This window comes from Pseudomonas sp. KB_15 (assembly GCF_052114525.1).
Taxonomy (GTDB): Bacteria; Pseudomonadota; Gammaproteobacteria; order Pseudomonadales; family Pseudomonadaceae; genus Aquipseudomonas.
On sequence record NZ_JBFREX010000050.1, the window covers coordinates 1 to 26,325 of the forward strand.

The 26,325-nt window shown below is 55.9% G+C and carries 30 protein-coding genes and 2 pseudogenes; 9 read left to right on the forward strand and 23 right to left on the reverse strand.

Going from position 1 to position 26,325, the window contains the following annotated elements; all coding sequences use genetic code 11:
- Positions 1-123 precede the first annotated feature (123 nt).
- From AB4Z35_RS25810 to AB4Z35_RS25845, 8 genes and pseudogenes are all read right to left on the reverse strand, one after another.
- Positions 124-360: pseudogene (locus AB4Z35_RS25810) on the reverse strand (hypothetical protein); the annotation flags it as partial.
- A gap of 17 nt (positions 361-377) precedes the next feature.
- On the reverse strand, positions 378-767 hold the full coding sequence (locus AB4Z35_RS25815) for a hypothetical protein (RefSeq protein ID WP_442100205.1): 390 nt from the start codon (positions 765-767) through the stop codon (positions 378-380).
- The gene (locus AB4Z35_RS25820) at positions 764-1,726 is read right to left on the reverse strand and encodes a hypothetical protein (protein WP_442100206.1); all 963 of its coding nucleotides are present in this window, start codon (positions 1,724-1,726) and stop codon (positions 764-766) included. The genes AB4Z35_RS25815 and AB4Z35_RS25820 overlap by 4 nt, the downstream gene beginning before the upstream one ends.
- A gap of 297 nt (positions 1,727-2,023) precedes the next feature.
- Positions 2,024-2,176: pseudogene (locus AB4Z35_RS25825) on the reverse strand (PAAR domain-containing protein); the annotation flags it as partial.
- Positions 2,173-2,670: a hypothetical protein gene (locus AB4Z35_RS25830; RefSeq protein WP_442100172.1), complete on the reverse strand. Its 498-nt coding sequence runs from the start codon at positions 2,668-2,670 to the stop codon at positions 2,173-2,175. The pseudogene AB4Z35_RS25825 and the gene AB4Z35_RS25830, both read right to left, overlap by 4 nt.
- A gap of 263 nt (positions 2,671-2,933) precedes the next feature.
- Entirely contained in the window at positions 2,934-3,275 is a 342-nt protein-coding gene (locus AB4Z35_RS25835) for a hypothetical protein (protein WP_007997940.1), read from the reverse strand.
- Between the two features lie 85 nt (positions 3,276-3,360).
- Positions 3,361-3,822, reverse strand: coding sequence for a hypothetical protein (locus tag AB4Z35_RS25840; RefSeq protein WP_442100207.1), 462 nt, complete (start codon positions 3,820-3,822; stop codon positions 3,361-3,363).
- 158 nt (positions 3,823-3,980) lie between these two features.
- Positions 3,981-4,661 carry a DUF3313 domain-containing protein gene (locus tag AB4Z35_RS25845; protein WP_442100173.1) on the reverse strand — a complete coding sequence of 227 codons (681 nt, stop codon included), beginning with the start codon at positions 4,659-4,661 and terminating at the stop codon, positions 3,981-3,983.
- 392 nt (positions 4,662-5,053) lie between these two features.
- Between AB4Z35_RS25845 and AB4Z35_RS25850 the strand changes: the two genes are divergently transcribed.
- The 3 genes from AB4Z35_RS25850 (at position 5,054) to AB4Z35_RS25860 (ending at position 7,634) form a co-directional block, all read left to right on the forward strand.
- Positions 5,054-5,446, forward strand: a complete 393-nt coding sequence (locus AB4Z35_RS25850) for a GFA family protein (RefSeq protein ID WP_442100175.1) — start codon at positions 5,054-5,056, stop codon at positions 5,444-5,446.
- A 290-nt stretch (positions 5,447-5,736) separates the two neighbouring features.
- The gene (locus tag AB4Z35_RS25855; RefSeq protein ID WP_442100209.1) at positions 5,737-6,711 is read left to right on the forward strand and encodes a quinone oxidoreductase family protein; all 975 of its coding nucleotides are present in this window, start codon (positions 5,737-5,739) and stop codon (positions 6,709-6,711) included.
- Positions 6,708-7,634 carry a LysR family transcriptional regulator gene (locus tag AB4Z35_RS25860; RefSeq protein ID WP_108232214.1) on the forward strand — a complete coding sequence of 309 codons (927 nt, stop codon included), beginning with the start codon at positions 6,708-6,710 and terminating at the stop codon, positions 7,632-7,634. The genes AB4Z35_RS25855 and AB4Z35_RS25860 overlap by 4 nt, the downstream gene beginning before the upstream one ends.
- Before the next feature lie 87 nt (positions 7,635-7,721).
- On the opposite strand, the gene AB4Z35_RS25865 is transcribed toward AB4Z35_RS25860, so the two are convergent.
- From AB4Z35_RS25865 to AB4Z35_RS25900, 8 genes are all read right to left on the reverse strand, one after another.
- On the reverse strand, positions 7,722-8,525 hold the full coding sequence (locus AB4Z35_RS25865; RefSeq protein ID WP_442100177.1) for a 2OG-Fe(II) oxygenase: 804 nt from the start codon (positions 8,523-8,525) through the stop codon (positions 7,722-7,724).
- Between the two features lie 83 nt (positions 8,526-8,608).
- A complete protein-coding gene (locus AB4Z35_RS25870) occupies positions 8,609-9,418 on the reverse strand; it encodes a glycosyltransferase (protein ID WP_442100210.1) in 810 nt (269 codons plus the stop codon).
- A 761-nt stretch (positions 9,419-10,179) separates the two neighbouring features.
- Positions 10,180-10,314: a hypothetical protein gene (locus AB4Z35_RS25875; protein WP_007997923.1), complete on the reverse strand. Its 135-nt coding sequence runs from the start codon at positions 10,312-10,314 to the stop codon at positions 10,180-10,182.
- A gap of 7 nt (positions 10,315-10,321) precedes the next feature.
- Complete coding sequence (locus tag AB4Z35_RS25880; RefSeq protein WP_442100179.1) at positions 10,322-10,552, reverse strand: cation transporter; 231 nt, start codon at positions 10,550-10,552, stop codon at positions 10,322-10,324.
- 119 nt (positions 10,553-10,671) lie between these two features.
- A complete protein-coding gene (locus AB4Z35_RS25885; RefSeq protein WP_442100181.1) occupies positions 10,672-11,217 on the reverse strand; it encodes a DinB family protein in 546 nt (181 codons plus the stop codon).
- A gap of 178 nt (positions 11,218-11,395) precedes the next feature.
- Entirely contained in the window at positions 11,396-11,716 is a 321-nt protein-coding gene (locus tag AB4Z35_RS25890) for an isochorismate lyase (protein WP_442100183.1), read from the reverse strand.
- A gap of 59 nt (positions 11,717-11,775) precedes the next feature.
- A complete protein-coding gene (gene dapF, locus AB4Z35_RS25895; RefSeq protein ID WP_442100185.1) occupies positions 11,776-12,591 on the reverse strand; it encodes a diaminopimelate epimerase in 816 nt (271 codons plus the stop codon).
- 88 nt (positions 12,592-12,679) lie between these two features.
- A complete protein-coding gene (locus AB4Z35_RS25900) occupies positions 12,680-13,411 on the reverse strand; it encodes a TetR/AcrR family transcriptional regulator (protein WP_442100187.1) in 732 nt (243 codons plus the stop codon).
- 82 nt (positions 13,412-13,493) lie between these two features.
- Between AB4Z35_RS25900 and AB4Z35_RS25905 the strand changes: the two genes are divergently transcribed.
- Positions 13,494-14,159 carry a M24 family metallopeptidase gene (locus AB4Z35_RS25905; RefSeq protein WP_442100189.1) on the forward strand — a complete coding sequence of 222 codons (666 nt, stop codon included), beginning with the start codon at positions 13,494-13,496 and terminating at the stop codon, positions 14,157-14,159.
- Between the two features lie 23 nt (positions 14,160-14,182).
- Entirely contained in the window at positions 14,183-14,536 is a 354-nt protein-coding gene (locus AB4Z35_RS25910; RefSeq protein WP_007993743.1) for a gamma-glutamylcyclotransferase family protein, read from the forward strand.
- A 484-nt stretch (positions 14,537-15,020) separates the two neighbouring features.
- Here AB4Z35_RS25910 and AB4Z35_RS25915 read toward each other — a convergent pair whose 3' ends face one another.
- The 6 genes from AB4Z35_RS25915 to AB4Z35_RS25940 all read right to left on the reverse strand — a co-directional run bounded on the left by AB4Z35_RS25915 (position 15,021) and on the right by AB4Z35_RS25940 (position 20,499).
- Positions 15,021-15,506, reverse strand: a complete 486-nt coding sequence (locus tag AB4Z35_RS25915) for an adenosine-specific kinase (protein ID WP_442100190.1) — start codon at positions 15,504-15,506, stop codon at positions 15,021-15,023.
- Between the two features lie 219 nt (positions 15,507-15,725).
- Positions 15,726-16,442: a gamma-glutamylcyclotransferase gene (locus AB4Z35_RS25920; protein WP_442100191.1), complete on the reverse strand. Its 717-nt coding sequence runs from the start codon at positions 16,440-16,442 to the stop codon at positions 15,726-15,728.
- 15 nt (positions 16,443-16,457) lie between these two features.
- The gene (locus AB4Z35_RS25925; protein WP_442100192.1) at positions 16,458-17,417 is read right to left on the reverse strand and encodes an alpha/beta fold hydrolase; all 960 of its coding nucleotides are present in this window, start codon (positions 17,415-17,417) and stop codon (positions 16,458-16,460) included.
- 16 nt (positions 17,418-17,433) lie between these two features.
- Positions 17,434-18,846, reverse strand: coding sequence for an NAD(P)/FAD-dependent oxidoreductase (locus AB4Z35_RS25930; protein ID WP_442100193.1), 1,413 nt, complete (start codon positions 18,844-18,846; stop codon positions 17,434-17,436).
- A gap of 196 nt (positions 18,847-19,042) precedes the next feature.
- A complete protein-coding gene (locus AB4Z35_RS25935; RefSeq protein WP_442100194.1) occupies positions 19,043-19,465 on the reverse strand; it encodes an MAPEG family protein in 423 nt (140 codons plus the stop codon).
- An 80-nt stretch (positions 19,466-19,545) separates the two neighbouring features.
- Complete coding sequence (locus AB4Z35_RS25940; protein ID WP_442100195.1) at positions 19,546-20,499, reverse strand: hypothetical protein; 954 nt, start codon at positions 20,497-20,499, stop codon at positions 19,546-19,548.
- Positions 20,500-20,698: 199 nt separating this feature from the next.
- Between AB4Z35_RS25940 and AB4Z35_RS25945 the strand changes: the two genes are divergently transcribed.
- Positions 20,699-21,655, forward strand: coding sequence for an AraC family transcriptional regulator (locus AB4Z35_RS25945; RefSeq protein WP_442100196.1), 957 nt, complete (start codon positions 20,699-20,701; stop codon positions 21,653-21,655).
- Between the two features lie 30 nt (positions 21,656-21,685).
- Here AB4Z35_RS25945 and AB4Z35_RS25950 read toward each other — a convergent pair whose 3' ends face one another.
- On the reverse strand, positions 21,686-22,024 hold the full coding sequence (locus tag AB4Z35_RS25950) for a hypothetical protein (RefSeq protein WP_108232249.1): 339 nt from the start codon (positions 22,022-22,024) through the stop codon (positions 21,686-21,688).
- 316 nt (positions 22,025-22,340) lie between these two features.
- Between AB4Z35_RS25950 and AB4Z35_RS25955 the strand changes: the two genes are divergently transcribed.
- The 3 genes from AB4Z35_RS25955 to AB4Z35_RS25965 are packed head-to-tail and all read left to right on the forward strand — an operon-like array spanning position 22,341 to position 26,321.
- On the forward strand, positions 22,341-23,813 hold the full coding sequence (locus AB4Z35_RS25955) for a c-type cytochrome (protein ID WP_442100198.1): 1,473 nt from the start codon (positions 22,341-22,343) through the stop codon (positions 23,811-23,813).
- Between the two features lie 49 nt (positions 23,814-23,862).
- Positions 23,863-25,638, forward strand: coding sequence for a cytochrome c oxidase subunit I (gene ctaD, locus AB4Z35_RS25960; protein WP_442100212.1), 1,776 nt, complete (start codon positions 23,863-23,865; stop codon positions 25,636-25,638).
- Entirely contained in the window at positions 25,635-26,321 is a 687-nt protein-coding gene (locus tag AB4Z35_RS25965) for a cytochrome c oxidase subunit 3 (protein ID WP_442100199.1), read from the forward strand. The genes ctaD and AB4Z35_RS25965 overlap by 4 nt, the downstream gene beginning before the upstream one ends.
- Positions 26,322-26,325: the final 4 nt, after the last annotated feature.

Here is a 26,325-nt window from a genome sequence, read left to right on the forward strand (position 1 = left end):
CATTGCGCTACGTCAGGCAGGCCGCGTCAGCTGGACTCACGGCTGCCATGCAGCCGAACGCAGCCTCGCGGGCTCGGCAGCTGCTACAGATCGCATTAGCGCTTAACTGACTGTTATTACCCATCATGGCCGTGTGTTTTCGTACAAAATCTCACCAACTTTCTCACCGCCTTCACCTACGCCAGTCGTACCCATCCATGCGCCAATTCCAATACCGATATAGCCGTCCTGCATGTATTTGGCAGCCCGACTGGTMGCATTCACATGGGTGGCATAACCCGGTATCTGCCCCGGCGCACCGGCTTTGTCCCAGTGGTGCACCAGGCTACGACTGGAAATGCCGAGGGCCGTCTTCAATCTGGAATCGATGCACATAATTACTTGAATTTCACCAGCGCGAACGCAAGCGCTCCCCAAATCAAAATGACACACGTCAGGATGGCCTTAACCTTTAGCAAGCGTTTCAGGCCCACAGGAAAGTTGCGGATATCATCGGGATCAAGATCTCCTGCACGAAGTCCTGGACCAGGCCACATCACCATGAACGTGATCTTTGCGACTAACAAAAGCCGATTTAACCATCCGCTTCGCGCCAGTCCTGCGGCGCTAATCACGATTTGACGACTACCGTTCAAGGCATGCAGAAAGCGATCCAGGTGACGGCGGCTCAGGTACAGGCTGTAAAAAAAATTCACGTAACACAGCAGAATTGGGACAGCCAAAAGCCAGAAAGCTAGCCAAGATCTCCAAAACTCCTCCGCTGTCATGGCCAATTTTTCTCGTACAGTATTTCTCCTGCTAGCTCACCCCCCAAACCACCAACTTCCGTCCCCACCAATGCACCAATCCCAACTACGGCTGCGACGCAAACAACACCACCTATAGCTGTAGTCACGCCAAGCGCAGCACAGATAGTGGGACTGGCAATATGTGCCAATTCGCCTCCCAAATACCCGAAGCCTGTCGAGCCCAAGAACTTGCCACCCTCAGTGAACTTAACCTTCTTACAAGCCGCTCCAGAGTCACCAACACAAACCTCCTGAACAGCCAGCAACGAAGAAACCCCGCCAATCCCAATACCGATATAGCCGCCGCCCTGCATGTACTTGGCCGCCCGACTGGTCGCATTCACATGGGTCGCATACCCCGGTATCTGCCCCGGCGCCCCAGCCTTGTCCCAGTGGTGCACCAGGCTTCGACTGGAAATGCCGAGGGCCGTTTTCAGTTTGGGGTGATCGCCCAGGGTGGTCTGGCCACGCAGGCGAGTAGAGTTCAGCAGGTGGGCATCCAGTTGGGCGAGCAGGCGCTGGCGTTCAGCGAAAAACTGCGGCGATTTGAGGTGGCCGTGCTGACGATAGCTGTCCTGATGCAGGCGTTCCATGGCCTGCAGGGTGTCGCGCAGTCGGGTCAGGTGTTTTTCCATCACCACCGCGCTCACGCCGAGCCAGGTCGAGGATTGGCCGGAAAAACTGGCGATTTCCGCCGCGTGGCGATACATGAAATCGGCCTCATCTGGCGTCAGGGGGTCGAGTGCAGACTTGACCTGTTGCGCGGCCTGCATCAACTGCGCTTCCTGATAAGTGCAGGAGGTGTTGTCTGGATCGCTCAGCACGATCAGCGAACCGGCTTTGATATCGCCTCGCTCAGGATTGAGCGCTCGAAACTTGCGCATCACGGCGGCATCGGGCGTGGTGAACAGCGTGGCCTCCAGGGCTTCGCGGGTCATGCTTTTGGGCACCACATAGAAACCCGGTTCTTGAGGTTCCGCGCGGGCGAATATCGCAGGCGCTGGCGGGCTCGAAGGGGTGAAACCAGATTGACGTGGCGCAGCCGGTTGACTGGTTGCAGCACTGGCAGCGGGTTGCACAACGCTCCTGTCCGTTCGCGGTGCAGAGTTTGCGCTGCGATAGGTGGCCGTAAACACCGAGGGGATCAATCGGGCTTTGCAGGGACAACCGCTATGGCTGTCCAGCGTGCCCGCCACGGCTTTGCCATGACTGATCATGTACGAAATGCCACCCACGATCTTGTAAGTCTTGCCGTCCTTGCCACAGGTGACCCGATCACCTTCGCGGGCATGGGCAATGCCGTACATCATGACGCCGGTATGACCATCCAGGACTTTGCCGCCACAGGTGGTCTTGTCATGCAGACCAATGAAGTGTCCTTCGTTCATTGATGTTCTTCCTCCTTGATGGAAGGCAGAAAGTCCTCGACCATCGGCACCCCTTCACGCCCCACTATCAAAAAACCGCCTTGCAAGGTGTTGATGATCTCGTCGCCATTGCAAAGACGGCTGCCGACCAGCGCCACATGGCTATTTTCTTGTCCCGCGCCAGTGACGATCTGCGCCCTACGCCCATCGGCGTACACGGCGTAATCGCCTTTGTGTGCCGCACGTACTTTGTGGCCACTCTCCAGTGTGAATTCCAAGGGAGCAGTTCCCTGCTGGATCACCCCGCCATCACGGGTCTGACTGCCCTCGGTTGCGATTCGGTAAATGGCGTGAGCGGGATGAGCTTCCTTGTATGCCTGCCCCTGGTGAACCACCGCCAGAGCTTCGTCGCAAAAGTGCGCAAGTCGTTCTTCACTGAAGTGCGGGGCGTCAAGACTGCGGAGAAATTCAGCGCAGACTTCGTTGGTATATGAGGGGTGCAGGGGTGCATTCATTTGAGGAACCTTCGTCCGGGAATGGTGTTCAGAAATAATGCGGCGGACGCTAACAGCGTCGCGACTCCTCCGGCAGGGTCATCTGAACGATCAGGAAGTTTCGTCAAAAGGAAATGTCCTTTTCCTACAACAGTCTTCAAAGGAGCTTTTGTAGAGAAATGGATGTGGTTCCAACAATCGAGTAGGCGCCTCCTACTCGATGAGGGAGGCGGGCGCAAGCGATGTCTGGAGGGGGAGAAGGGCGGGCAAGTCGCTGTCTGGCGCTACAAGCATTCCTGGGCAGCACGCTCGAAGCTCGACGGCTTGAAAGTCGAGGCCAGCAATTGGCGCTGGTACAAATACACCTTGCCTCCATCCTGTGCCCTATGGGTTTCCAGCACAGTGTCTACGGCAATTTTGCTCGAAACGACAACCCGATAGCTGCGTTCGCTCCCTGACACAACAGGGCTCATCTCTTGGTCTTTTAACTTCGGGAGGAGGCAGTCGACATACTGTTCGGGCGACTTGTCCGTTTGCAGCGTTGAAGTCGGGTTGTTTGGGGAGGAGGCGCAACCGGCAAGGAGCCAGGAAGCGAGCATCACAACAGGAACACACACAAGACGCATCGGTGGAGTCCTCAGGTTCGATTCGGTTTGGTTCGTTGAGTCATGGCCAGGAAGGTCGATTAACGCTGCAGGTCTTCGTCGCCGATCAGGGAAAAACATCGTAGCCACGTTGTTGCAGACAACTGCTGTAGACGGAGTTGTTGGCGGTGATGCTTTGTTCGCTCGCACTCAGGTTCTGTCTGCGCTCCTGACGTTGCCTGGAGCCCCCCACGACAGCGCCGGCAGTTGCGGCACTGCGTGCCCGATTCTGGCSATAGTCTTGCTTGGTATCGTCGTCGATCTGGTCATAGACGTTTTCATGTTGGCGACCCCGAACTTCTGCCGCGGTCGCCCCGGCTACCGCGGCGGTTGCGGCGCCCTTGGCCCGACCACCGGAAGGCACGGTGCCTTGAACCGGATGTTGCGCGTTGGCCTGGGATTGGCAGGCACTGGTGTCCTGCTGGATGGTCTGGGAAGTCTGACCTTTGAGGGGAACCACCGTCGCCGCCAGGGCACTGGTGCCCGGGAACATCATAAGGACCGCTAAGGTATGGGCCAGTCTTTTCATCATTGAGCCTCACGTCAGGCGTCGGCACGGCTAACGGTTTGTCAGAGGGAAAACGCGCGTGGCGCCACTTTGAAACCCCATGCCGGTCTGCTTGCCATGCCACCCAATACCGGTGGACGGCAGGCATTTCCACGTTTGCGATGGGGTTTGCCTGAGCGTCAACGCTTGAGGAGGAGGGCCTGCATATCGTCTGTCATGCCTTTGAGTGCAACCTTGAAGTCATTGGCAACAATCGGCTGTTCGGCATTTTTGAGTGTCTCGCCGAACACCTTGCGAACGATCTTCGCGACCGGCATACCGGTTTTGGCGTCGATCAGGTTGGCTTCGATGTACATCTCGGCAGTCTGATCCCGATGCCCGGTGGCTGCTTGTGTTGCCCCGACAATTGCCCCGATTGGAACGGCCTCATACCAGTGCATGCCTTCGTTGTTGGCGCTGACGTGAGTGATCGCCGCTTGCAGGATCAGCGACCGCGAATCGGTCGGCGCCAGTTGCGGATAGGAGACGATCGTATAGCGGCGGTCAAAGGCGTTCTTGACGCTGTTGCTGGTCATCAATTGCAAGTCTTGCAGTGTTTTCAGGCTGACGCGCGCGGTCGGCCGGGGCGCTGGATACAGCTCCACCTGCCGGAACACCACAGTGGAGTAGGCGCGAGGATCGAACCCCGGCGATACCCAGCGCAATACCTTCTGCTCACTCGGCGTAGTTTGCTCCTCCAGGCCCTGGTAATTGCCCAGGAAGCCCGAGTATTGCTCTTGCTGCGCCACTTTCGAGACACAGCCGACCTGAAATACACAGCTCAACGCAATACCCACGATCCATTTATTCGACATGCCCATGTATTTGGTTCTCAAGTGATGAAAGTTGTCATTCGGGTTCCGACCTGGCTCCAGGCATTGATCTGGGCGCCTTGTATTCGGGCACTGGTACTCGCCAGTCGGTTACGCAAAGCAGGTGCTTGCACGCCGGTCAATGCGGGCCGAATGCTGCCTGCAGCAGCGGGATAATCCGAATCAATAACTCTCAAAAACTGTTAAACACACGGCCAGTGAGTGGCTGGCAGCGGGCGCGATTGCACCCGTTGCCACGGTGCTGATCAAGCGGATTCGATCTTCCGGAAAAGATTGCACATCGATCACGGTTGCCTACGCTAACCCTTTGCAACCCGGTTTTGGCGTCTTCAGGTGAGTGAGAATGGATGTGAAAGAACGATGCCTGGAGGGGACACAGCATGGACCGATTCACCGGCGGTTGTTTGTGCGGCAACGTGCGCCTTGTCGCGACGGGGCGACCCTTCCGGGTTGGCGTTTGTCACTGTCTCGACTGCCGCAAGCATCATGGGGCGCTGTTTCACGCGTCCGCGATATTTCATCAGGATGCAGTGACGATCGAAGGCGAAACACGTGACTACGCCGGTCGGCATTTCTGTCCGCACTGCGGTTCGTCCGTGTTCTCGCGCAGTGCAGACGAAATCGAGGTGAACCTCGGATCCCTGGATGCCCCTGACCAACTGATGCCAACCTACGAGAGCTGGACCGTGCGTCGCGAGGCCTGGTTGCCGCCGTTTCCGCTCATACGACGCTACGAACGCGATCGAGATGCCACGGGGCGTTTTGAGGACTAGCGGGCAGGAGTTGCCGTACGCCATGGTCTTGATCGGGATGCCGCTGTTCGGCGGGTACCCGGTCGAAGCCGATGAACAATATCGAAACGGACGTTCAGCGATAACCTTTGGCGTTTCCATCATTGCCAGTACCTGCATCGCTCCAGGCAATAACGCGTGGTATCAGAGATGTTATTGCTGCAACATGTGCACTAATGATCTGCAACCAACCCATCTTGTTCGTCAGGAGATCAGTTCTCACACTAGAGGCACTTATGTAAAGGCAGCTTCTGACTGAAAGGGAAATGACCATGGTATCTGCGATCCGGTTTAACCAGTCCGGCAATCCTGAAGTAATGAACCTGGAGCCACTGAGCGAACAAACGCCAGGGCAAGGCGAGGTCTGGCTCGAGCAAGAAGCTATTGGTGTCAACTTCCTCGACGTCACCCAACGTAAGGGAGCGGTGCCCGTTGCGTTGCCATCCGGACTTGGGCTGGAAGGCGCCGGGCGTGTCGCCGTTGTGGGTCCTGGCGTCAACAATGTGCAAGTTGGGGATCGCGTCGCTTATGCCACCGGCCCTTTGGGTGCCTATGCTTCGGCCCGGCTTTATCCTGCAGAGCGGCTGGTCAAAATTCCGGATGCATTGTCGTTCGATGATGCAGCAGCCGTGATGTTCAAGGGCATCACTGCGCAGTACCTTTTGAAGTCCACCTATCCCGTGGGGCAGGGCACAACCATTCTTCTCTATGGCGTAGCTGGAGGGCTGGGGGAAATTATGGTGCCGTGGGCCAAGCACTTGGGTGCGACTGTAATTGGCGTCGTTTCAAAGCCGGCCAGTGTCGAAAAAGCTCAAGCGTTGGGCTGCGATGAAGTCCTGGTGTTTGACGCTGACAACCTGGCATCGGAGGTCGCACGTATCACCAGCGGGAAAAAGGTCGACGTCGTCTATGACCCGATAGGGCGTGTTTCTTTCCAGGCCTCCCTGGATAGCATACGACCACGTGGTGTGATGGTATCGTTCGGAGCTTCATCCGGTGCGCCGTCAGCCGTAGAGCTGTCGACACTCAACTCCAAAGGCTCGCTGTTCCTGACACGTCCTTCATTGGCCGCCCATACGGCGAGTGCCTCCGAATACCAGGAGCGAGCACAGGATGTCCTGGCCGCTATAGGTGCAGGGATTATCAAACCCCGGATCCGGGCTAGCTACTCGCTGGCGGATGCAGCATTGGCGCATGCCGATCTGGAGTCGGGGCGTTCATCGGGGGCGATCATTCTAAAACCATGAATCCTGATGTTTTGAATAATCAGCACAGTGACGAAATCGCTGCGTTTCTGGCCGTGGCCTCGCAAGGTTCATTTGTCGGGGCTGGCCGGCTATTGCAGCGACACCCAACCGTCGTCTCGAAACGGCTCGCGGCAATGGAAAAGCGCCTTGGCGTTCGGCTCGTGGAGCGCTCAACCCGGCAGGTTCGAATTACTGAAACAGGTGCCAGGCTGGAGCAGCGCCTTCGCTCAGCCATCGAATTGATGAATGAAGCGCAGCAGCAAGCGGCCGAAGGTGCCAGCGAAATTCGGGGTACGTTGCGGCTTGCGTTGCCAGCAGCCATGGGCAGGCTTTGGCTTGGCCCGATGCTGCCGGAGTTTCTCAAGGCTTATCCCCATGTCTCGATCCTTGCAGACTATAGCGAGCGTCTGGTCGACATCATTGATGAAGGTTTTGACGCAGCCATTCGGATTGGAGAGTTGGAAGACAACCGATTGATAGCCAGAAAGCTGAGCGACCATCGCCGGATTCTGTGCGCCTCGCCTGCTTACATCAAAAAGCACGGCATGCCTGAAACTCCACAGGCGTTGATCAATCACAATTGCCTTCGCTTCAGCGGTCTTGCGTCTTTTCCTCAGTGGAGACTCCATCGCGGCAGCGAACTGCAGACGGTTTCTCCGAAAGGAAACCTGACGGCCAATGACAGTGAATCATTACTGGCAGCGGCCCGCGCTGGTGCGGGAATACTGGGCGCCGGTGACTGGTTGATGAGTCGTGATATTGCTGCCGGGAGGCTGTTGCATGTCCTTCCTGACTGGCAACTGGATACCGCCGGTGGGGTTTATCTGATCAGGCCATCGGCCAAATTTCCGGGTGCCGTGGTTGTCGCTTTCAAACAATGGATCGAGTCAAAGTTTATCCCCGCGCCCCCATGGGCCATTTGATCGGCGCTGTAACTGAGCGTGGGGGCATATCCTGATGTGCAAGCTAACGTTCAAAAAAGCATGAGCCCGATCGTCTGGCGATACAGTTTAATTTTTCTTCTTGATTAGTTTGCTCATGTAGTACTTCAGGCTTAAACGATCTTTGGGCCTTGGTTTGTAGTGGGTTTTGTTTCTTTGTGCAGGGTCGATCGCCATGGTGCCTGCGGTGTAGTAATAAAGCGCTATAGACCTGCGGGTGATGTGCTCTGGAGTCGTTAAAGGCTCTGGGTGTCCATGATTGCTGTCTTTGTCTGTGTTGAAAATGACACAGCGATTGTAAATGGGCAGGACTTTTTTAAGGCAGGTCTTCATGTCGACATCCCAAAGTTCCAGGTTGCCGCCGTATTCCTCTCGCCAGTCTTCAGTCAGATAGATTATGACATTCAGCCTGCGCTCGACATTAAGTTTTTTGTTGAGCCTGAAGTCCGAATGCACCCCCAGGAAACCACCGCTTTTCGTTTCGTGCAGGCCGCCACCGGTAAAGTAGGGGTCGGGTATCAAGCCTTCGATGCCTGTGAGCTTTTCAAGAAACTGCAACATGGGAGCCGAGTTGAAGACGTTGAAAACAGTCTTCAAAAAGGGGTCGCATTCATTGGGGCTGATTTGACGTTTTAGTTGACCTTTATAGCCTCGCTCGTAGAGCATTTCGTTGTTGGTTGGCTCGATTGGGAAGTGCGAGCAGATGCTCGCAATCAGGTCTTCGTGCAAGAAGTTATCAATGACGATGTGCGGAAATGGCGTAGCCTGAATATAGCGACTGGTCAATGAATCACCGAAGGCGCTGGCGGCATTTTGGTCGAAATCAAGCTCCGGGGACAGGGTGATAGGTAGTGCTTGAGTGATGGGGGCCATTATCGCTCCAATAACTTTATATAAAAACTTATGGGTGACTTCAAGCAGCGTTGAATGCACTGCTCGTTCCGTCAAATCGTAGCCTAACTTTTTCTGTCGTCCTTGTTCAGGCGCTTAAGAATGTTGTTGTACATTTTGGTTCGTCTATGAGTCTTGTCATAGCCGCCAGCCGCTGCGACAGTGCCGGCCTGAATGTGATCCAGATAGCTGAAGATTTTACGCGGCGATAACATTTCAACGACGTAGCCAAGCTCGGTCATGCGGTCCTGGAGAGTATAACCTGGTACGCGATCATCCATCGAAAAGTGCAGGTTGTGCTGCTTGACAAGTTTGCAGTTCCATAATGTACAGAAACTTTTCAAGTAGACTTCTTTGTACGGTTTTGGTTCTCTGGAGCGCAATCCCATGGAGATTTTCATGCGCCTGAAGTGATGCTTGAATAGTCGCGAGCTAAAGCGCCAAACAGTTCTCGTGGTGCCGCGGTTTAATTGCTCGACACAACCGACTGCCACGACTTTTTGGTTTTTCAGGCATTTATTCAGCATCATCGGGAAAATATTTTTATCGAAAACAAATGTATCAGTATGCATCAGGAATAAATAATCAGTTTCAACCCGTTCCAAAACCAGGTCGAGTGCTTTGCCATGCGCGATGTGGCCCGCTTCTGGTTCAGAAACAGAGCGCTCGATCAAATTGATCCAGTCAAGAGAACGTAAGTACTCAGTGCTTTCATCGGCGGAATCGTTGTCAACTACCCATACGGGTACGCTGTTGCTGCCAAAATGCTGGTGCAATAAGTCCAGGCATATCTTGGTAATTTCTGGTGTTTTATAATTTACTATAACTATGCTGAAGGCTTTAGAGCCTTCGGGCAAAAAACCAGGGTTGTTCATCATTCGGGTGCTCAATGGTATTGTATTTAAATGTAAAAGTGATTTTAACCTGTATACAGCCTTTGCTTGTTTTTTCGCGCAAATCTTGCGTGGCTATAGAGCACATTTTGTTAAGTCACTTTGTTATGCATAACAACCATAGCTTACTCAGATCTGATGGAGGGCAGTAGAAGCGGACTTCATCGTATAAGGATCTGCTCTACAGGTAAATATCCGTGACTTGATTCGTCGTATCAGGAGGCTGGCCAGGCGGGCGTCTTGGGACGGCGTGAACCGAACCTGCTCAAGGCATTCAGGTCATTTGTTACGTCATGCGGTGTGCTGGCACCTGCCGAGCCTTTCCAATCAGGGTGTCACGCGCTACTTACATGTGCCGGTTGAGCGTGCGTGGGTGAGCGCGATTCATTTTTAGAGGGGGGGCGACCACATCAGTGGATGGAGCCTCGGTTGTAGACACAAGCAGGGTCTGCTTTTGGCCGATTTCTGCCTGTCACGACCGGCTGAAACCACCTCATTTCAGGCACTCCCCAACGACTGTAATCGGGACAAGGCTGCCTGCCGAAAACGGTACCAAATGCAGACTGACCGATCGTCACCAATTGGATCAAAGCCAATATATGAGCGCAATGGTATACAACCAGCCGATGCTGAGGGTGATAATCAGGTAGATCACCACAAGCATCAGAGGCTGACTCCACATGACACACCTCCTAGAACCACGGTTAGAGGCGCGTTAGAGGCGACTGATAAACCGAATAAACTCAGGTCAAGCCCCGTACCACAGTCACCGTGCCAAACGAGCAGAACACACAGCAGTCACCGGGGGGCATGGCCTCCTGCTTGGCGAAACCGCAATGCGGGCAGGTCAACACGGATTCGAGAATGATGGCGCTCATGACTGCCTCACTTGTGTACGGTGGAGGGATAACCCGCCTTCGTCGTCGCCTTGGTCAATGCCTCAGGATTGGCTTTATTGGGGGCATAGGTGACGATGGCCACTTTCTCGGCGAAATTGACCTTGACGGTACTCACGCCGGACAACTGCTCCGGCGAACTCTTAACCGTGATCGGACAGACCGGACAGATCATATTCTGAGCGTCGGGCCTGACGGTTTCCGCAGGAGCCTGAGCCATCGTTTTCTCCATTGAACTGATATCGATGCGCTGAACAGGGAGTGATGTCCGGCTGCAGGGCATCATGCACAGGCGTCAGGCGATCAACTGAGACAAACCCGGTCCAGCGCCGGGATTTTCTACTCTATGCAAGGTTCGGATGGAATGAGGACGACCAGATCCGTGTTACCTATGTCGACACCCGCTTGTGAAAGCAAGGTAGTCACTTGCCCGCGGTGATGGGTCTGGTGGTTGAAGAAATGCATGACCAAACCATAAAAGTTCTTATCAGCGGGCACTCCCGTCATGTTTGTGTATTTGAGGGTGTGATCCAGATTCGCCTCGGTGATGGAGCGAGACCACTCGACAATTATCCTGTCGAGCCACACTCGATGTGCTGAAAGTTCTCGGATATTTGAGAGTGCTGGCTGGTCGAGGCTTTTGGGGGCCGGACGCTGCCGTATCGGCTCCAGCGCCGAGTGGTTCGCCGGGTGCTCGGCGAATCGCTTTAGCCAGATAGTGTCCCCGGCCACCAAGTGGTTAAACGTCCCGATAATAGAACCAAAGAATGCTTTTCTATTCACTGAAAGCTCTTCATCTGGTAGGCGTTTGGCAGCCTCATATATCTTTGCGTTCATCCACTCGTTATAGGTCGCCATCAAGCAGATATGGTCGGTGCGGCTCATCGTGTTCATCCTTTGAGTGACTATTTGATCAGCGTTCCACGCTCATCCTGAAATCCAATCCAGTATTGGGTTTTGTTGTTTCCAAGGTGGCGCAACAGAGGGACCGCTTTTGCCTGGACATGCGTGCAGCCGGCGAAAGTATTCTGTCGACCCATGGCGGGCAGTCCGGGCACCAGGGTCAGGTTTCGGATTGATGAGCCGCCCAGTGTTTCATCTCTTCGGCAATGAAGTGGTTCACCAGATCACCGTACATCTTCTCGATGGCATCCGGGCACAGGCCCTCAGCCTCGGCCCACTCGCGTCGTGTCGCCAACATGGCCTTGAAACGCTCCGGAGCACGCACCGAAGTCACTGAGGTCTTGTACTTCGAGGCCGCCAGTACGTAGTGAAAACGCTTACCCAACAGCTTGATAACGACTTGGTCAAGGGCATCGATTTCGCGTCGGATATCCTCCATGCCTGCACACTCTTCGGGTTGCAACTGATTGATGACGTCCATGCAGGTGACTCCGGTTGCTGAAAAACTCGTGGGCCTTCGGATAGCGGCCTGCCTGAAAATCAGGCTTTCATCAGAGTATCCGCGATTACTCCTGAAAAAGTCGTCTCTATCGGCCCGGTGAGAAAGACTGATCCCACGCCATCCCATTGAACCGTTACAGATCCGCCGTCACATTCAACCTCAACAGAATTGGCTAACAAGCCACGACGAATTCCGTTAACCGCGGCGCCACAAGAGCAGGAGCCTGAACCCAGCGGAATACCACCCCCACGCTCCCAAATACGCAACCGGATGTGCTCTCGGTCAATGATCTGGACGAAATGCACGTTCGTCTTGAGGGGAAACAAGGGGTTGGTTTCAATTGACGGTCCAATTGTCGCAATCTCAACTGCTTTCAGATCATCCACAAAATAGGTGCAGTGCGGATTTCCCATGCTGCAAGCCGTTGGGTCACCGGCAAGTGGCAACATTGAAGTATCCATTTCCAGAGCCAGAGGAATATCCGACCAGCCCAAAAGCGGCTTTCCCATGTTTACAGAAATGGCACCGGTTGAAGTTCGTTCGCAAGTTAGCAGGCCACGGTTGGTTCGCAGTGCGACCGAAGTCGTATCGGATTCGCGCATCAGCATATCCGCGGCCCCCCGCGTTGCGCTGCCGCAAGCGTCCAGCGTTGAGCCATCTGCATTCCAGAACATCAAACGCGCATCTGCATCATCGCAGTCGAGCACCACCGCGAGTTGATTGAAGCCGACTCCCCGGTTCCGATCTCCCATTCGCCGAGCCATATTGCTTGTGATTGGATTCGGTGAGTTTCGCGAGTCCACGATAACGAAATCATCGCCATTGGCGTGCATTTTATGAAAGCTCAGCGGCATAAATAGACCTGGCGGCGAGACAAGTGATGAGTTGATGTTTTAAAGCGAACTATCCCTATTCGCATGACTACAGAATGTTGGTGTTTATTCAAGTTATAAATGCTGCGGCTTTAATTCCTTTCTCTGTTTTTGGAACCGCGCCGCTCAGCACCATCCGCGTAATGGTCGCCGCCGCGCACTTGTAGTCTGCGTCGTCCGGTTTTGGTGTGCCCGTTATGAGTGACATCTGCCAACCGAGATTCGTATAGGTTCGGGTTGCCGACCAGATGAAGAGCATCAAATGTTCGGGATCAGCTGGCGCGATCAGGCCACGATCGATCCAGCTGCGCAGGCAATCGACGTTGCGCTGAGCCTCGGCTTGCAGCGAGTTCTTGCACTCCTCAGGTAAATGTTTTCCACCAAACAACAGTTCGTGACTGAAGACTTTTGAGCTGTGAGGATTTTCTTGAATGATGCGAATCCGGGCGTGTATGTAGGCCTGCAAGCCAACAACCGGGTCGTCGCTTTCTCTTAATGCCGCTGAAGCTTTCAGCAGTGGCTCAACAAAACTCAGCAGTACTCGGGCGTATAGATTCTCTTTGCTTTGAAAATAGTAATAGAGATTTGCCTTGGGAATCCCGGCACGCGCTGCGATGTCACGAGTCTGTGTGGCGTCGAAGCCAGTCACTGAAAACTCTTCGCTTGCCGCCTTCAGGATCATGTGCTGATTGCGCTGGCGGATGCTGGTCGCTGTGGGCTTGAGAGAGTGATCCAGCGCGCTGCATTGATCATCGGTCTGGGTGCTAGCGATTGTCATAAGGTTGGGTGAAGCCTGGGTCATGGCTTTATCTTTGATATTGAATATCGCAATATACAAAACTATATAGCGCTTGGCCTGCGCTTTCTTACCAAGGGAATGAATGATGAGTACGGTCTTGAGCAGCAAAGAAGCGGTAGGTGAGCGTTACGAACTGGAAACGATGCGTCACGCACAGCAGATGACCTGGACGGCTATCGATCAGATCGCCCGTATCATCACGCCCGGTATGCGCGAATCCGAGGCGCAGTTGCGAGGTAAAGAAATCCTTGCGGAACTGGGCATGGATCGGATCTGGCACCCGTTGCTGGTTCGCTTTGGCGCCAACACGCTCAAGACCTTCAAGCAGCGCTCTGATGGCGATCCCGAGCTGGGGGCCGAAGATATTTTCTTCATCGACTTGGGCGTGGTTTGGCAAGGGCATGAAGGTGATGCCGGCGCGACATTCACCACCGGCTCCGATCCAGAAATGCTCGCCTGTGCCGCAGCGGCCAAGGAGCTGTTCAATCGGGTCGAAAGCTTCTGGCGCAGTGAGCGGGTTTCCGGGGTGGCGCTTTACGACTTTGCCGMCGCTCAGGCACAGGACATGGGGTGGAAGCTCAACCTCGACATCAAGGGTCACAGGGTCAGTGATTTTCCCCATGCGATTTACCGGGGCGGTGACCTTGGGGATTTGGATCAATATCCGAACACCGGCCTGTGGATTCTGGAGATCCAGCTTGCCCATCACGAGCGTCCATTTGGCGCGTTTTATGAAGACTTGCTGTTCTGAACGACTTCAACCAAGGAGCTCCAATGACCCACGCAACCGAGCAACCGGTGCTGCTGTTCTCCTATGGCACCCTACAAGATCCGGCCGTCCAGCTGTCCACCTTCGGGCGCGAGTTGAAAGGGCGAGCTGATAGCCTGCCGGGGTACAAACAGAACTGGGTCGAGATCATCGATCCGGCAGTGCGGGCCGCGAGTGGGAAAACCCACCACCCCATAGTGCAAGAGAGCGGTGACCCGTCGGATGAAATCGCCGGCACTGTGTTCGAGATCACCGCGAACGAGTTGGCGGCTGCCGATGAATATGAGGTGGCCGATTATCGGCGGGTAGGGGTCGTGTTGAAATCTGGAGCCACTGCCTGGGTCTACGTGCAAGCCTGAATTCCGACGATGCGGAAAGTGAAGAGGCGTTGAGCGCTATGGTTGCTGGTACACAACACTAAGCTTAATGATGCTCCGACAATCCTGACACGGCTTGAGCAATGCCGGCGCCAGCCGTATGCAGGTATGGAGTTCTTTGGCTGACTGTTTTCGTCTGATTTTATTGAAGAAGTAGCTCCCCTGTCTGGCCGGCGGCGAAATATCTGCATTGGCCTGCAGGGAAGCACTCAGCATGACGGGACAGTTATCGAGTGGGCAGGAGCGACTGTTTTACTCGTTCACGTGGATGTGGAACCCACACCGGCTCATCGCACGGCCGAGGTCGAGAGCACCAAGACCATGATCGACCGGGTCGAAGCGCAGTTCGACATCAAGCCGGAACGTCTCATCGGCCATCCGCGACCAGTTGCAATCGACACCTCGCAGATGTTCAGCCAGACGACATCAAACCAGTCCCTTTCCCACGAAATGCTCGCTCTGCAATTCACTGCTTGTAGCCAATCTGTCGCAACAAGTTCTTGCGCCACAGGATGTCTTCATCGCCTTCAATTTCATTGGCACAGAAGCCATCCACTACGCCCAGGATTGCTCGTCCTTGTTCCGTCTCAGCGAGAATCACTTCGGTTGGATTGGCTGTTGCACAAAAAATACGGCACACCTCTGGAACCATTTTGATGGTGTTTAACACGTTCAGCGGATAGAAACCGTCGCCCAGGAAAATGATGAAGCTATGGCCTGCGGCGATGGCTTTCGCATTCTTCTGTGCAAGTTCAATCATTGAGGTGTCGGTGCCGGACCATCGCACCAGGCATTTGCCAGAGGCTTCACAAAAGGCCACGCCAAACTGGATACCTGGCACGGTATTGACCAGCGCTTCGTGGATGTCCTCGACGGACTTGATGAAGTGCGTCTGCCCCAAAATGAAGTTCGTTACATCCGGTTTATGGATTTTCAACGTGATGAGTTGCATCTCATACGCCTCCTTTCACGATGTTGCTACCAGAGTCTGTCAACAAACCAAGCATAGCTACTCGTTGGTTGTTGCTCCGTCCACTGATTGCTTCTAACCGTTTGCTGCCTGTCACAATGGGCCGCAACCGACCCTTTACAGGCGCTCAAGCTAAATGGAGCTTTTGTCGGTAGGTAACCCCCAAAGGGCGAGCATTGCGGGGCCGCTTGCCCTGCCTGGCTATTTCACAGCAAGCAGGGAGTCTTCGATTTCCTGTGCGACCAGGCTTTGTATCCGCCACATGTTACGGTCCCGAATGCCATGCTCCTCCAGCATTGTCACCGTCCGGAACAGATATTGGGCCGCCGAGCCCCAGTGCCCGGCAGCGCGAGCCAATACATGGGCGACCTTTTCCTTGGGCAACTTTCCTGCATAGGCCATTCCGTCGCGTGCGGCGACAAAGGCTAATGCACGCAATATCCCGGACTCGGTTTTAACCGAAATCCAGCGCGGGACATTGGTCGGCGGGTTTGCGTCTATTTCCCGGACCATTAACTGTGCCAATTGCTTGAAATGGTCTTGCGTCGGAAGCCGGTATGCCAACCCGTTGCAGCTTCCACCCCGGTCGAGGGCCAGCATCAGGGCCGGCAACTCGCGCGTGCCGCGCCAGCGGGTAAGTTTGAGGCAGAACGATCGATGCCACCCGAAGGCGGTGGCGCTACGGCTCTCCAAAAAATCGAACTCCGGATTCCATATCAGTGAGCCATAAGCGAAGACCCAAAGCTCTTGCGGTTTGTATTCAAACAAAAGTGCTTCCACCATCGCATCGAACTCTGCTTCGGTGTGTTCGGTCGTGCCCGGTTCGGGTCCGGGATCGGGCTCGAAACGCTCAACCCGAGCGACGAGTTCCGCCGTCAGGTTTCGTCCTTTGGCGGGCGTGGTTCTCAGGGGTGCCATACCGTAACCTCCCGATCAGAGTTCTTTCAGGAAGCCCAGTAGCAACTCATTGACCTCTGTCGCGCGTTCTCGCTGTATCCAGTGGCCGGCATCTTCGAGGATATGACACCCGCGCAGGCCCGGCAGTGTCTGCGCGAAGGCTTCGATCTGCCGCGGGGAGTTCGGAAACTTCAGTACGTCATCGCGCTGTCCGGCAATGAACATCGACGGCTGCCGGATAATGCAACCGCGCCAAGGTGCCAGCAGTCCCCATGAGCGCGTCATGTTGCGGTACCAGTTCAAGCCGCCGCGAAATCCGCTGCGGGTGAATTCGCGGGTGTAGTAGGCAATATCCTCATGGCTTAGCCAGGCTGGTAGGGTCTCGGGCTCGATCATCCTCTCCAGGAAGCCCTGGCCCGGCTGCAGCAGGCCGAACACCGGCCAATCGGGCCCGTCACCCGAGCCACTGAAGTAGATGCGCCGGAGCGACGATTCGACGTCCCTTTCCAGCTCGGCCTCGGCCACGCCTGGCGTCTGGAAATACTGGATGTAGAAGTCGCTGATACCCCGCGAGGCAAGCGCGCTCAGGAGCTCCACGCGACCCGGAGGCGAGAAGGGAACGCTCATGCCGACCACTGCGCGGAACAGATCGGGTCGCATCAATGCTGCGCTCCAGGCCACCAGTGCGCCCCAGTCATGGCCGACGATAACGGCTTGCTGTTCGCCGAGTGCGTTGACCAACTCGACCATGTCGCCTACCAGGTGGAGCGTGGTGTAGGCGTCGGGTTCGGCCGGCGCATCGGTGCCGCCATAGCCGCGCATATCAGGCGCGACCGCTCTATAGCCGGCGGCCGCCAGCGCAGCAAGCTGGTTGCGCCACGAGTACCACAGCTCCGGGAAACCGTGACATAGCAAGACCAACGGGCCGCTACCTTGCGTTGCTACCTGCATGCGGATGCCATTGATGTCGAGCATTTCAAGGTGTAGCCCGTTCATGTGCGCTTCCTGCAATTCAAGCGATGGACCCCAGCAACCGCGGCAGACTCACCAGAGCCTGCTGCCTGCTGACAGCGAGCCGATGCAGCTGTGCCAGTTTCTCGGTGTCGGTTTCTTGCAAGCCCCTGACCACCGCCGTCAGAAAGAATAAGCGCGACTGCTTGATCCAGCGGGCCAGGCCTTCATGCTCTCCCCAGCGTAGTTGGTTTCCCAGGTAGACCGCCCACATTTTGATCCAGTCCGTGGGGATGTGAGGCGGGGGGACCATCGTGCACAGCGCGTTCATTTGCGCTTGATCGGCCAGGTGGCTTTCCACATAAGCGATCAAGGCCGCGCTGAACAAGGGTTGGCAACTGCTGACCATCAACAGGTTAATCTTGCCGCCGTCGAACACCTTCATTTCAGGCAGTGACGGGATGGCACTGGCGCTGCAGTCAATGTGCAGAGCACCTGGGCTTGTGGCGATGCTGCCTTGCTCGAGCACGATGCGCGTTGGCTCGATAACCCGCACCCTGCCCAGGCGCACGATGTTGTCGATGCGTCGAAGCTCACGTAATTCCGCCTGTGTGACGGTGGCGCAGCGGTAAGTAGTGGGTTCGACGGACTTGTCTATACGCAGGAGCAGGCCCGCCGCCTCAAGCCTGGAGAACAGGTCCGGGATCGAGTCTGCGGCGGCGATGGCCTCAAACTGTGCCGTGAGGCCACCGATTGTTCGTTCGAAGCTGTCGAGGCCCGGTTGCAGGTTGGCCCGGTCGATCAACCATGGATCGTTCGGCATGATCCAGCAGATTTTTTCGGGCGCGATACCGTTTTGCAGACACCACAGACAAGCGTCGATCCCGGTCTTGCCCGATCCCACCACTACGTAGCCAGAGTGTGGGTGCCGGATCTTCGGCAGGTCGTTCAGTGGCACGCATTGTACGCCGGGCTCCACCCTGTACCTGGGCGGGTGGGTCGAGGGCACCGCTGTCTGGGCATGGGTGGCGTCTACCACCTTTTTGTGCACCCGGACCTGATGGGTTGCGCCGCTGACCAGCGAGGTAAAGCGGTGGTCGTCAATGCGGTCGCCGGTGTAGTTGCACATGGGGAAGTAACGGACTCGACCTGACGGCAGAAACTGCTGATTCATCACCTGGTCGAAGTAGCTCACCACCTCGGCGCCGGAGGCTAGCTCATACAAGCCTTCGTTCAGTTGCGCTTTGTCTTTCGTTGCGCTGCCCAGTTCGCGAGAGTTGACGCCATAGAAGGCCGAGGGCTGGTGCAATCGCACGAACGGGTAGGCATCATTCCAGTGCCCGCCAGGTCGGTCGTGTCGATCCACCATCACGATGTGTTCATTCGTTTCCTTGAGTAGCGTATCGACGAAAGCCATGGCCGTCGCGCCAGCACCGATGATCAGGTAGTCGGTTTCCATCAGATTTGCGTCCATGTGCTTTCGCCTTTCTGAAGGTTGCCCCCCCCTCAACCTCAGTAGATTAGCTACCTGTACCGAGCCCAATAGAACGAATGCTCCTCACCCACATAACCGATGGAATTAATGCCTGCAGCCTGAGATATCACTCACCGGCAGTTCCTGGTTTTGCTGCTTCGACCCAGTCTCGGCTCCAAGTGGACCTCTGCCGCATTCATATGCCGTGACAAGCGGCTATGACGATGAGCGCGAGAAAACAGGCCAACTGAACGCAAAAGAAGGTAAAGCGAACCGCCACGAACGTATTGGTCTGCTCGTGGGATACGTGAACCAGTGACTGGCACACGCGAGCGATCAGGACGAGTGTGGACAGGTAGTTCACAGCAGAGCCGTTGACATCAAGGGCTGAAATCACGAATACGATGACGCCAAAGACCGGCAGATTTTCCACACAGTTGGCGTGTGCCCTGGTCCCGCGCCGATACCAATCCTCGCCTTCGAGCTGATCGCTTCGGAAAGAGGCAATCGGAACACTCGAAAACAGGATTCCAACCCAGCGATAAACCCCGACGGTTGCCATCAACAGCAGCAAAGTCCAGGTCGCAAACCCAAGCAGCATCCACATCGGTATCGTCATGGCCGCCATCCTCGATAGATCATTATCAGCACGTCATCCCACGGCGCGCGGCCGACGGGCAGTCGGACGCGCGCTGTCGATCAATGGCTCAAGATGGGTGCCAGCGCGGTCTGAATCCTGGACATCTGTGCGGGTGTTGTCATGCGCCTCAGCAGCTGGCCAAAGTGTGGGTGCTGCACGCCCGAGATAATGTATTGCCAGCGGTAGGCGCCCAGCACGCAGGCCTTGATTTGCGTTGTCTCATCGATACTGAATGTTCGTGAAACATTACCAATGAAGTAGTCGGCATCGGATGCCGATTGCGCCTGCAGGATTGCGTCGATGGCCGCCACCAGCGCAATCAGATCATTCACTGCCAGGTCGCACTCGGCTGGCGAGAGTTTCGCGTGCTCGGCCTGCCACTCCAGTTCATCGAGTACGACGTGCCGGCTTTCATCCTTCCAGTGAAATTTGAAGACATCCTTGAATAACGGGCACAGCTCCTCGCGCGGGGCGATGCTTTGCACGTAGTGCGCCTGAACAAACAGCTCGATATGACAGGTCAGCGCCAACACCGACCAAGTGCTGGCCGCCAGTACCGCGCGCGCTACATCGTTTGGATCGGCAACTTGACGATATCCCGCTGGCAAGTGCGAACCCATCATCGTCTCCATGCGCCGGAACAACTCCTGGTGCTTGATCTCGTCGTTGGAAAAGCGCACCAGCGCTTCGAGTGCGAGTTGATTGTCAAAGACATGGGCCCGACCTTGATCGAGCATTTTGGCACTGATAAAGCGCTCGACGAGGCCAAAGACATACGCATAGGTCCGGCCCTGAATCTGACTGAGCAGGCGTGCCTCGGCCGCGGCGAGAAAGGTCAGGCGGCCGATCTGCGACAGTCCATCGGGCAAGAACTTGCGCGAGAAGTCGAAACTCCGGTTCTGCAGCAAATCGCGATCGATCTGCCATTCGGTTTTTTTCGATGATCTGACAATTTGCGCATAACGGGCGGCGTTGCCCGACGCTGGGTCGGGTAGGGTAACGGCGGTGTTCATACGGATCTCCTGTTGCCCTGGTTGAACTGGCAGGGGGCAATTTCGGTTGACGTCGGAGCCAATGACCATGGGTGAAGCCTCTGGGAACAGTCTCGATCACCATGTCCGCGTTGGTGCTAATCTAGGCGTCGCAGTTCAGGCGGTGAATGACCGGTGCGCCTGATTACATGCTCCGGACTCCGGAAAGGAGGGCTGGCAATTGCTGGATGCGCTTTCTGATGTATTGCGCGTGATTCGGCTGTCTGGAGGAGTCTTCCTCGAGGCGGAACTCACTGCGCCCTGGTGCATCAACGGCAGAATCTCGGCGGAGGATTGCAAACCGTTCCTGGCGGCACCTCGACACATCATTGCGTCGCATTTTGTCGCCGCGGGGCACATGCAAATACAAATCGACGGTAGTGCCGCCATCGACGTGAGGGAAGGCGAACTCGTTCTGCTTCCTCGCAACGACGCTCATTCTTTTGGCAGCGACCTGAGCATTGCGCCCATGTCGGCGCGCGAAGTTATTCAACCGCCAGAAGTCGGTGCAATTTCACGGATCAGGTACGGCGGGGGCGGCGAGGCCACTCAGTTGTTGTGCGGCTTCCTCGGCTCTGAAACACCCTTCAGTCCGTTGCTTTCGTCGCTGCCATCCTTATTGAAATTAGACGTACGCGCGACACGCTCGGGAGCCTGGATCGAAAGCTCATTCCGTTTTGCGGTCAGTGAAATCGCGGCGGGACGCGTCGGCTCGACAACGGTCATCGCCAAGCTATCCGAATTGCTGTTCGTCGAAGCCGTCGGCCAGTATGTCGCCAGCCTCCCCGCCGAGCGACGCGGGTGGCTGGCGGGTTTGCGGGATCCGCATATCGGGCGCGCACTGGCGCTGCTCCATGCTCGTCCAACCGAAGGCTGGACGGCAGAAGCACTGGCGCTTGAAGTGGGTCTGTCGCGCTCGGTATTCGCGGAGCGATTCACCGCATTGGTCGGACAGCCACCGATGCAATACCTGACGCTCTGGCGTATGCACGTGGCGGCTCAACACTTGCGCGAAGGTCGCGGCAATGTGGCGCAAATCGGCTTTGCAGTGGGCTACGAATCCGAAGCTGCGTTCAGTCGCGCATTCAAACGCCAGTTCGGCACTTCCCCCGGCACTTGGCGCAGACAATCTGCATGAGAAAGTCCGGTGCCGAGAATCACGTAGCCGTTACTCAATCAGCTGATCAATCAACACCGCGTTGGTATAGATCAGGCTGCCATCGCTCGCACGGTGCCCGACCAGGTGAAACTGACCGCGTTCGTGGTGCAAATAGACACGCATCTGACAGTCGGACAAGGGGGCGTATCCCTCAGGCATGATCAAATCCATCGAGCCCATATCGACATCGACCATGGCTTCACGCTCGTGGGAATTCTGCAAGCGCTCTTCGGCCTCCTCCAGACGGACATGGAGAGGGCCGTCGACGTAAAAATGGATCTCACCGATCGGGATGGACTTCTGGTCGGGGCTGGGCTTGTACCAGCCTTCGATCGTCAGGGCACTCATGACGAAACCTCCCATGTGGATTGCTGGACTCTATTAATTAGCGTCCCTGCTCATTGCGATTACTCATGTTTGACGACTGCACAAGGGCAGGGTTCGCCCCTGGGTACCGCTACTGGCCGATGGCAGCTGTCCGTCATCAGAGTTCAAGTATAGCTGGCAACCGGACTTCTCTTGCCAGCCTCGCGGTACAAGCCGATAGCTCTATACTCCTTACTGACTTTACCGCCCTGATGGGTGGTATTTGTCTGCCCTGCTTGGACGTCAGTGGCGATGCTTTTGCATAACCAATGAACAACAGGAATAGGATGAAGAGCAAATGGCAATAGCAATTATCTTGATACTAATCGTTATTGCATCAGTGCTATTCCACATACTAGCGCCTTGGCAGGCGACACCGGCAGCTTCCAACTGGGGGTCCATAGACACCACCCTGTTCATCACCCTGATCATCAGCGGAATATTTTTCATTGCCATCACCGTATTCATGGCAGTAGCGGTGATGCGGTTTCGTCACAAGGAGGGTGCCAGGGCGGCCTACCAGCCAGAAAGTAAAAAACTGGAATTATGGTTGATTATTGTTACCTCGGTCGGTATTGCCGGGATGTTGGCGCCAGGTCTGGTCGTTTACAACGATTTCATCCGGGTGCCGAAAAATGCTTACGAACTTGAAGTGATCGCCCAGCAATGGCAGTGGGCCTTTCGCTTTCCCGGTCAAGACGGGAAGCTGGGCAAATCGGATATCAGGTTTGTTGATTCCGCCAATCCCCTCGGTCTTGATCCCAAGGATCCTGTAGGGCAGGACGATGTGCTTGTAATCAATAATGAAGTTCACCTTCCGCTCGATCGGCCGGTGAAAGTCTTACTGCGCGCTAAAGACGTTCTGCACGACTTCTATGTACCGCAAATTCGCAGCAAGATGGACATGGTGCCCGGGATGGTGTCGTACTTTTGGTTTACGCCGACTAAAACCGGAAAGTATGAAACCCTTTGCGCTGAATATTGTGGCGTAGGTCATTACAACATGCGCGGCCATATGATCGTGGAAGAGCAGGGCGTCTTCGATCAATGGCTAAAAAGCCAACCGACTTTCGCGCAGACATTAACGACGGCTCCCAAGCCCGGTCGGGACAGCGTGCTGGAAAAAGGCCGCCAGCTGGTCGAGAGATACGGCTGCAGTGCCTGCCATAGCCAGGATGGCAGTGCCAGTCTCGGTCCTGGATGGAAGGGGTTGTACGGCCGCACTGAACAGCTTGCCGATGGAACCCGTGTGCAGGTCGACGAGGCCTACCTGAAAGAGTCGATTCTCGATCCGAAGGCCCGCCTGGTACAGGGCTACCCGCCGGTGATGGTGGCCTATACTCTCACTGACGATGAACTGGGTGCGCTCGTCGCCCTGATCAAATCACTGGGTGCTGCGCAGCCGGGCGATGAAGCTTCTGCTGGCGAAGCATCGGGCCCGGGTGAAGACCTGGTAGCGCAGGGACAGCGGCTGGCCGGGTCGCTTGGCTGTCTGGCCTGCCACAGTGTCGATGGCAACAAGGGCGTCGGCCCCAGCTGGCAGGGCCTGTATGGCAAGACCGAAACCCTTGCCGACGATACGAGCGTCAAGGTCGATGAGGGTTATATAAAGGAATCGGTTCTTGATCCTGCTGTCAAAGTCGTCAAGGGTTATGCACCCGTTATGCCGGCCTTGAAACCTAGCGACAAGGAGTTGGACGCGCTGATCGCTTTTATCAAATCCAAAGCGAATGCCAACGCTGATGCAAGCAAGGCGGAGCCAGGGAAGTAGCCGTAAAGCAGCCAGGAATACACTGAAACTTCGACAGGAGAATGACGTGATGGCCTATGCGGAGCAAGCCGAGACAGAAGCGCTGCACGAGCCCAAAAGTTTCCTGACCAAATACATCTGGAGCCAGGACCACAAGGTCATAGCCATTCAATATTCCTTGACGGCTCTGTTCGTGGGGCTTATCGCCGTGGTGTTGTCCGACTTGATGCGCATGCAGATAGGCTTCCCCGGCAGTTTGGCGTTCATGGATGCCAGTACTTACTATCAGGCGATGACCATGCACGGCATGATCATGGTCATTTACTTGCTGACGGCCTTGTTTCTGGGAGGCTTCGGCAACTATCTGATCCCGTTGATGGTGGGAGCCCGCGACATGGTCTTCCCCTATGTCAACATGCTCAGCTACTGGTTCTACCTGGTGGCGGTAGTGGTGTTGCTCGCCAGCTTCTTTGTCCCTGGCGGCCCCACGGGTTCAGGCTGGACGCTCTACCCGCCACAGTCCATTGCCCGGGGGACACCGGGGGTCGAGTGGGGCATTGTGCTGATGCTCGTCTCACTGGCGATTTTCATCGTCGCCGCCACCATGGGCGGGTTGAACTACGTCACCACGGTGTTGCAGGCGCGCACGCACGGCATGACATTGTTTCGCATGCCGCTCTCGGTATGGGGAATCTTCATGGCCTCGATCATGGCCTTGCTGGCCTTCCCGGCGTTGTTTGTCAGCGCGGTCATGATGCTGTTTGACAGGCTCTTGGGCACCAGCTTCTTCATGCCGGCAATGATCTCGCTGGGGCAGCAGCTCGATCACCAGGGTGGCAGCCCGATCTTGTTCCAGCACCTGTTCTGGTTCTTCGGCCACCCGGAGGTCTACATCGTTGCGCTTCCTGCGTTTGGTCTGGTCTCCGACTTGATCAGCACCCATGCGCGTAAAAACATCTTCGGTTACCGAATGATGGTGTGGGCCATTATTGCGATTGGCGTACTCAGTTTTGTGGTCTGGGCGCACCATATGTATGTCAGCGGAATGAACCCGTATTTTGGCTTTTTTTTCGCCATCAGCACCTTGATCATCGCGGTGCCGACCGCACTGAAAGTCTACAACTGGGTGCTGACCCTGTGGCGGGGTGACATCCATCTAACCGTGCCTATGTTGTTTGCCCTGGCCTTTATCGTTACCTTCCTGGTCGGCGGTCTGACCGGGTTGTTTCTCGGCAATGTGATCGTGGATATTCCGCTGTCGGACACCTATTTCGTCGTAGCCCATTTTCATATGGTCATGGGTGTCGCACCGGTACTGGTGGTGTTCGGCGGCATTTATCACTGGTTTCCGAAAGTGACCGGGCGCATGACGAACGACATTTTGGGCAAGCTGCATTTCTGGATTACCTTTCTGGGCACCTACGCCATCTTCTTCCCCATGCACTACCTGGGTTTCCAGGGTATGCCACGGCGCTACTACGCCTATGAAAACTACGCGTTCATCCCGCAGTCCGCGCAAGAGTTGAATGCCTTCATTACGGTGGTCGCATTGACCGTCGGCGTTTCCCAGTTGCTGTTTGTGTTCAACCTGGCCTGGAGTGTGTTCAAAGGCAAGCCCGCAGGAAGTAACCCCTGGGGCGCGGCCAGCCTGGAATGGCAAACGCCGAACACCCCACCGGTACACGGTAACTGGGGAGCGAAGCTGCCGGTGGTGCATCGCTGGGCCTATGACTACAGCGTGCCGGGGATAGAACAGGATTTCGTGCCGCAAACGGTCTCCGCCGAGGAACTGGAGCAAATGCGGCAACTCAGTGCCGGAACCAGGATAGCGGACGTTAAAACATGAACAGACTGTTATTGAGAAACGCCGACGGCGCTGACCCCGGCGGCAGTTGGAAGCGCGATCCTGAAGGTATTCAGGCCGCCGCTGACAGAAACCAGACTGCAAGAATAGGCCTGCGCCTGTTTCTGGCTGTGGTGAGCTCGTTATTCTTTCTCTTCCTGCTCGCCTTTATCGCCCGCTCACAAATGGCCGACTGGCTACCCCTGACAGAACCCTTGGCGCCGCTGGCCAATCCATGGCCCTTGTGGCTGAATTCGGCTTTTCTGGTGTTCAGTTGCATCGCACTGCAGTGGTCGCGCATGGCTGCCCGAAAGGCTCGACTGGACGCAACGGTCATTGGTTTTGTATTGGGGGGCGTATTCGCAATTGCCTTTCTGGCGGGGCAACTCTGGGTCTGGCAGCGGTTTGTCGTCTGGGGCTACTTTGTCGCCAGCAATCCGGCCAACAGTTTCTTCTACCTGTTGACCGGTGTGCACGGGTTTCACCTGCTGGGCGGGTTGATTGCCTGGGGCAGAACCGTCGCCAAACTCCTGCGTCACGTGCCGTTGCCGCAACTCAGCGCCAGCGTAGAACTCTGTGCCATCTATTGGCATTACTTGTTGGGTCTTTGGTTCGTGCTGTTCGCGCTGCTGACCAGCACGCCGCAAACCTATGAAGCCATCGCCAGACTCTGCGGCCTGAGGTGAAAAG

Excerpts from the sequence above, each read along its gene's own strand:
- AB4Z35_RS25815 (WP_442100205.1), bottom strand. The coding sequence starts at position 767 with ATGACAGCGGAGGAGTTTTGGAGATCTTGGCTAGCTTTCTGGCTTTTG.
- AB4Z35_RS25820 (WP_442100206.1), bottom strand. The coding sequence starts at position 1,726 with ATGACCCGCGAAGCCCTGGAGGCCACGCTGTTCACCACGCCCGATGCC.
- AB4Z35_RS25830 (WP_442100172.1), bottom strand. The coding sequence starts at position 2,670 with ATGAATGCACCCCTGCACCCCTCATATACCAACGAAGTCTGCGCTGAA.
- AB4Z35_RS25835 (WP_007997940.1), bottom strand. The coding sequence starts at position 3,275 with ATGCGTCTTGTGTGTGTTCCTGTTGTGATGCTCGCTTCCTGGCTCCTT.
- AB4Z35_RS25845 (WP_442100173.1), bottom strand. The coding sequence starts at position 4,661 with ATGGGCATGTCGAATAAATGGATCGTGGGTATTGCGTTGAGCTGTGTA.
- AB4Z35_RS25850 (WP_442100175.1), top strand. The coding sequence starts at position 5,054 with ATGGACCGATTCACCGGCGGTTGTTTGTGCGGCAACGTGCGCCTTGTC.
- AB4Z35_RS25855 (WP_442100209.1), top strand. The coding sequence starts at position 5,737 with ATGGTATCTGCGATCCGGTTTAACCAGTCCGGCAATCCTGAAGTAATG.
- AB4Z35_RS25860 (WP_108232214.1), top strand. The coding sequence starts at position 6,708 with ATGAATCCTGATGTTTTGAATAATCAGCACAGTGACGAAATCGCTGCG.
- AB4Z35_RS25865 (WP_442100177.1), bottom strand. The coding sequence starts at position 8,525 with ATGGCCCCCATCACTCAAGCACTACCTATCACCCTGTCCCCGGAGCTT.
- AB4Z35_RS25870 (WP_442100210.1), bottom strand. The coding sequence starts at position 9,418 with ATGAACAACCCTGGTTTTTTGCCCGAAGGCTCTAAAGCCTTCAGCATA.
- AB4Z35_RS25875 (WP_007997923.1), bottom strand. The coding sequence starts at position 10,314 with ATGAGCGCCATCATTCTCGAATCCGTGTTGACCTGCCCGCATTGCGGT.
- AB4Z35_RS25880 (WP_442100179.1), bottom strand. The coding sequence starts at position 10,552 with ATGGCTCAGGCTCCTGCGGAAACCGTCAGGCCCGACGCTCAGAATATG.
- AB4Z35_RS25885 (WP_442100181.1), bottom strand. The coding sequence starts at position 11,217 with ATGAGCCGCACCGACCATATCTGCTTGATGGCGACCTATAACGAGTGG.
- AB4Z35_RS25890 (WP_442100183.1), bottom strand. The coding sequence starts at position 11,716 with ATGGACGTCATCAATCAGTTGCAACCCGAAGAGTGTGCAGGCATGGAG.
- dapF (WP_442100185.1), bottom strand. The coding sequence starts at position 12,591 with ATGCCGCTGAGCTTTCATAAAATGCACGCCAATGGCGATGATTTCGTT.
- AB4Z35_RS25900 (WP_442100187.1), bottom strand. The coding sequence starts at position 13,411 with ATGACCCAGGCTTCACCCAACCTTATGACAATCGCTAGCACCCAGACC.
- AB4Z35_RS25910 (WP_007993743.1), top strand. The coding sequence starts at position 14,183 with ATGACCCACGCAACCGAGCAACCGGTGCTGCTGTTCTCCTATGGCACC.
- AB4Z35_RS25915 (WP_442100190.1), bottom strand. The coding sequence starts at position 15,506 with ATGCAACTCATCACGTTGAAAATCCATAAACCGGATGTAACGAACTTC.
- AB4Z35_RS25920 (WP_442100191.1), bottom strand. The coding sequence starts at position 16,442 with ATGGCACCCCTGAGAACCACGCCCGCCAAAGGACGAAACCTGACGGCG.
- AB4Z35_RS25925 (WP_442100192.1), bottom strand. The coding sequence starts at position 17,417 with ATGAACGGGCTACACCTTGAAATGCTCGACATCAATGGCATCCGCATG.
- AB4Z35_RS25930 (WP_442100193.1), bottom strand. The coding sequence starts at position 18,846 with ATGGACGCAAATCTGATGGAAACCGACTACCTGATCATCGGTGCTGGC.
- AB4Z35_RS25935 (WP_442100194.1), bottom strand. The coding sequence starts at position 19,465 with ATGACGATACCGATGTGGATGCTGCTTGGGTTTGCGACCTGGACTTTG.
- AB4Z35_RS25940 (WP_442100195.1), bottom strand. The coding sequence starts at position 20,499 with ATGAACACCGCCGTTACCCTACCCGACCCAGCGTCGGGCAACGCCGCC.
- AB4Z35_RS25950 (WP_108232249.1), bottom strand. The coding sequence starts at position 22,024 with ATGAGTGCCCTGACGATCGAAGGCTGGTACAAGCCCAGCCCCGACCAG.
- AB4Z35_RS25955 (WP_442100198.1), top strand. The coding sequence starts at position 22,341 with ATGGCAATAGCAATTATCTTGATACTAATCGTTATTGCATCAGTGCTA.
- ctaD (WP_442100212.1), top strand. The coding sequence starts at position 23,863 with ATGGCCTATGCGGAGCAAGCCGAGACAGAAGCGCTGCACGAGCCCAAA.
- AB4Z35_RS25965 (WP_442100199.1), top strand. The coding sequence starts at position 25,635 with ATGAACAGACTGTTATTGAGAAACGCCGACGGCGCTGACCCCGGCGGC.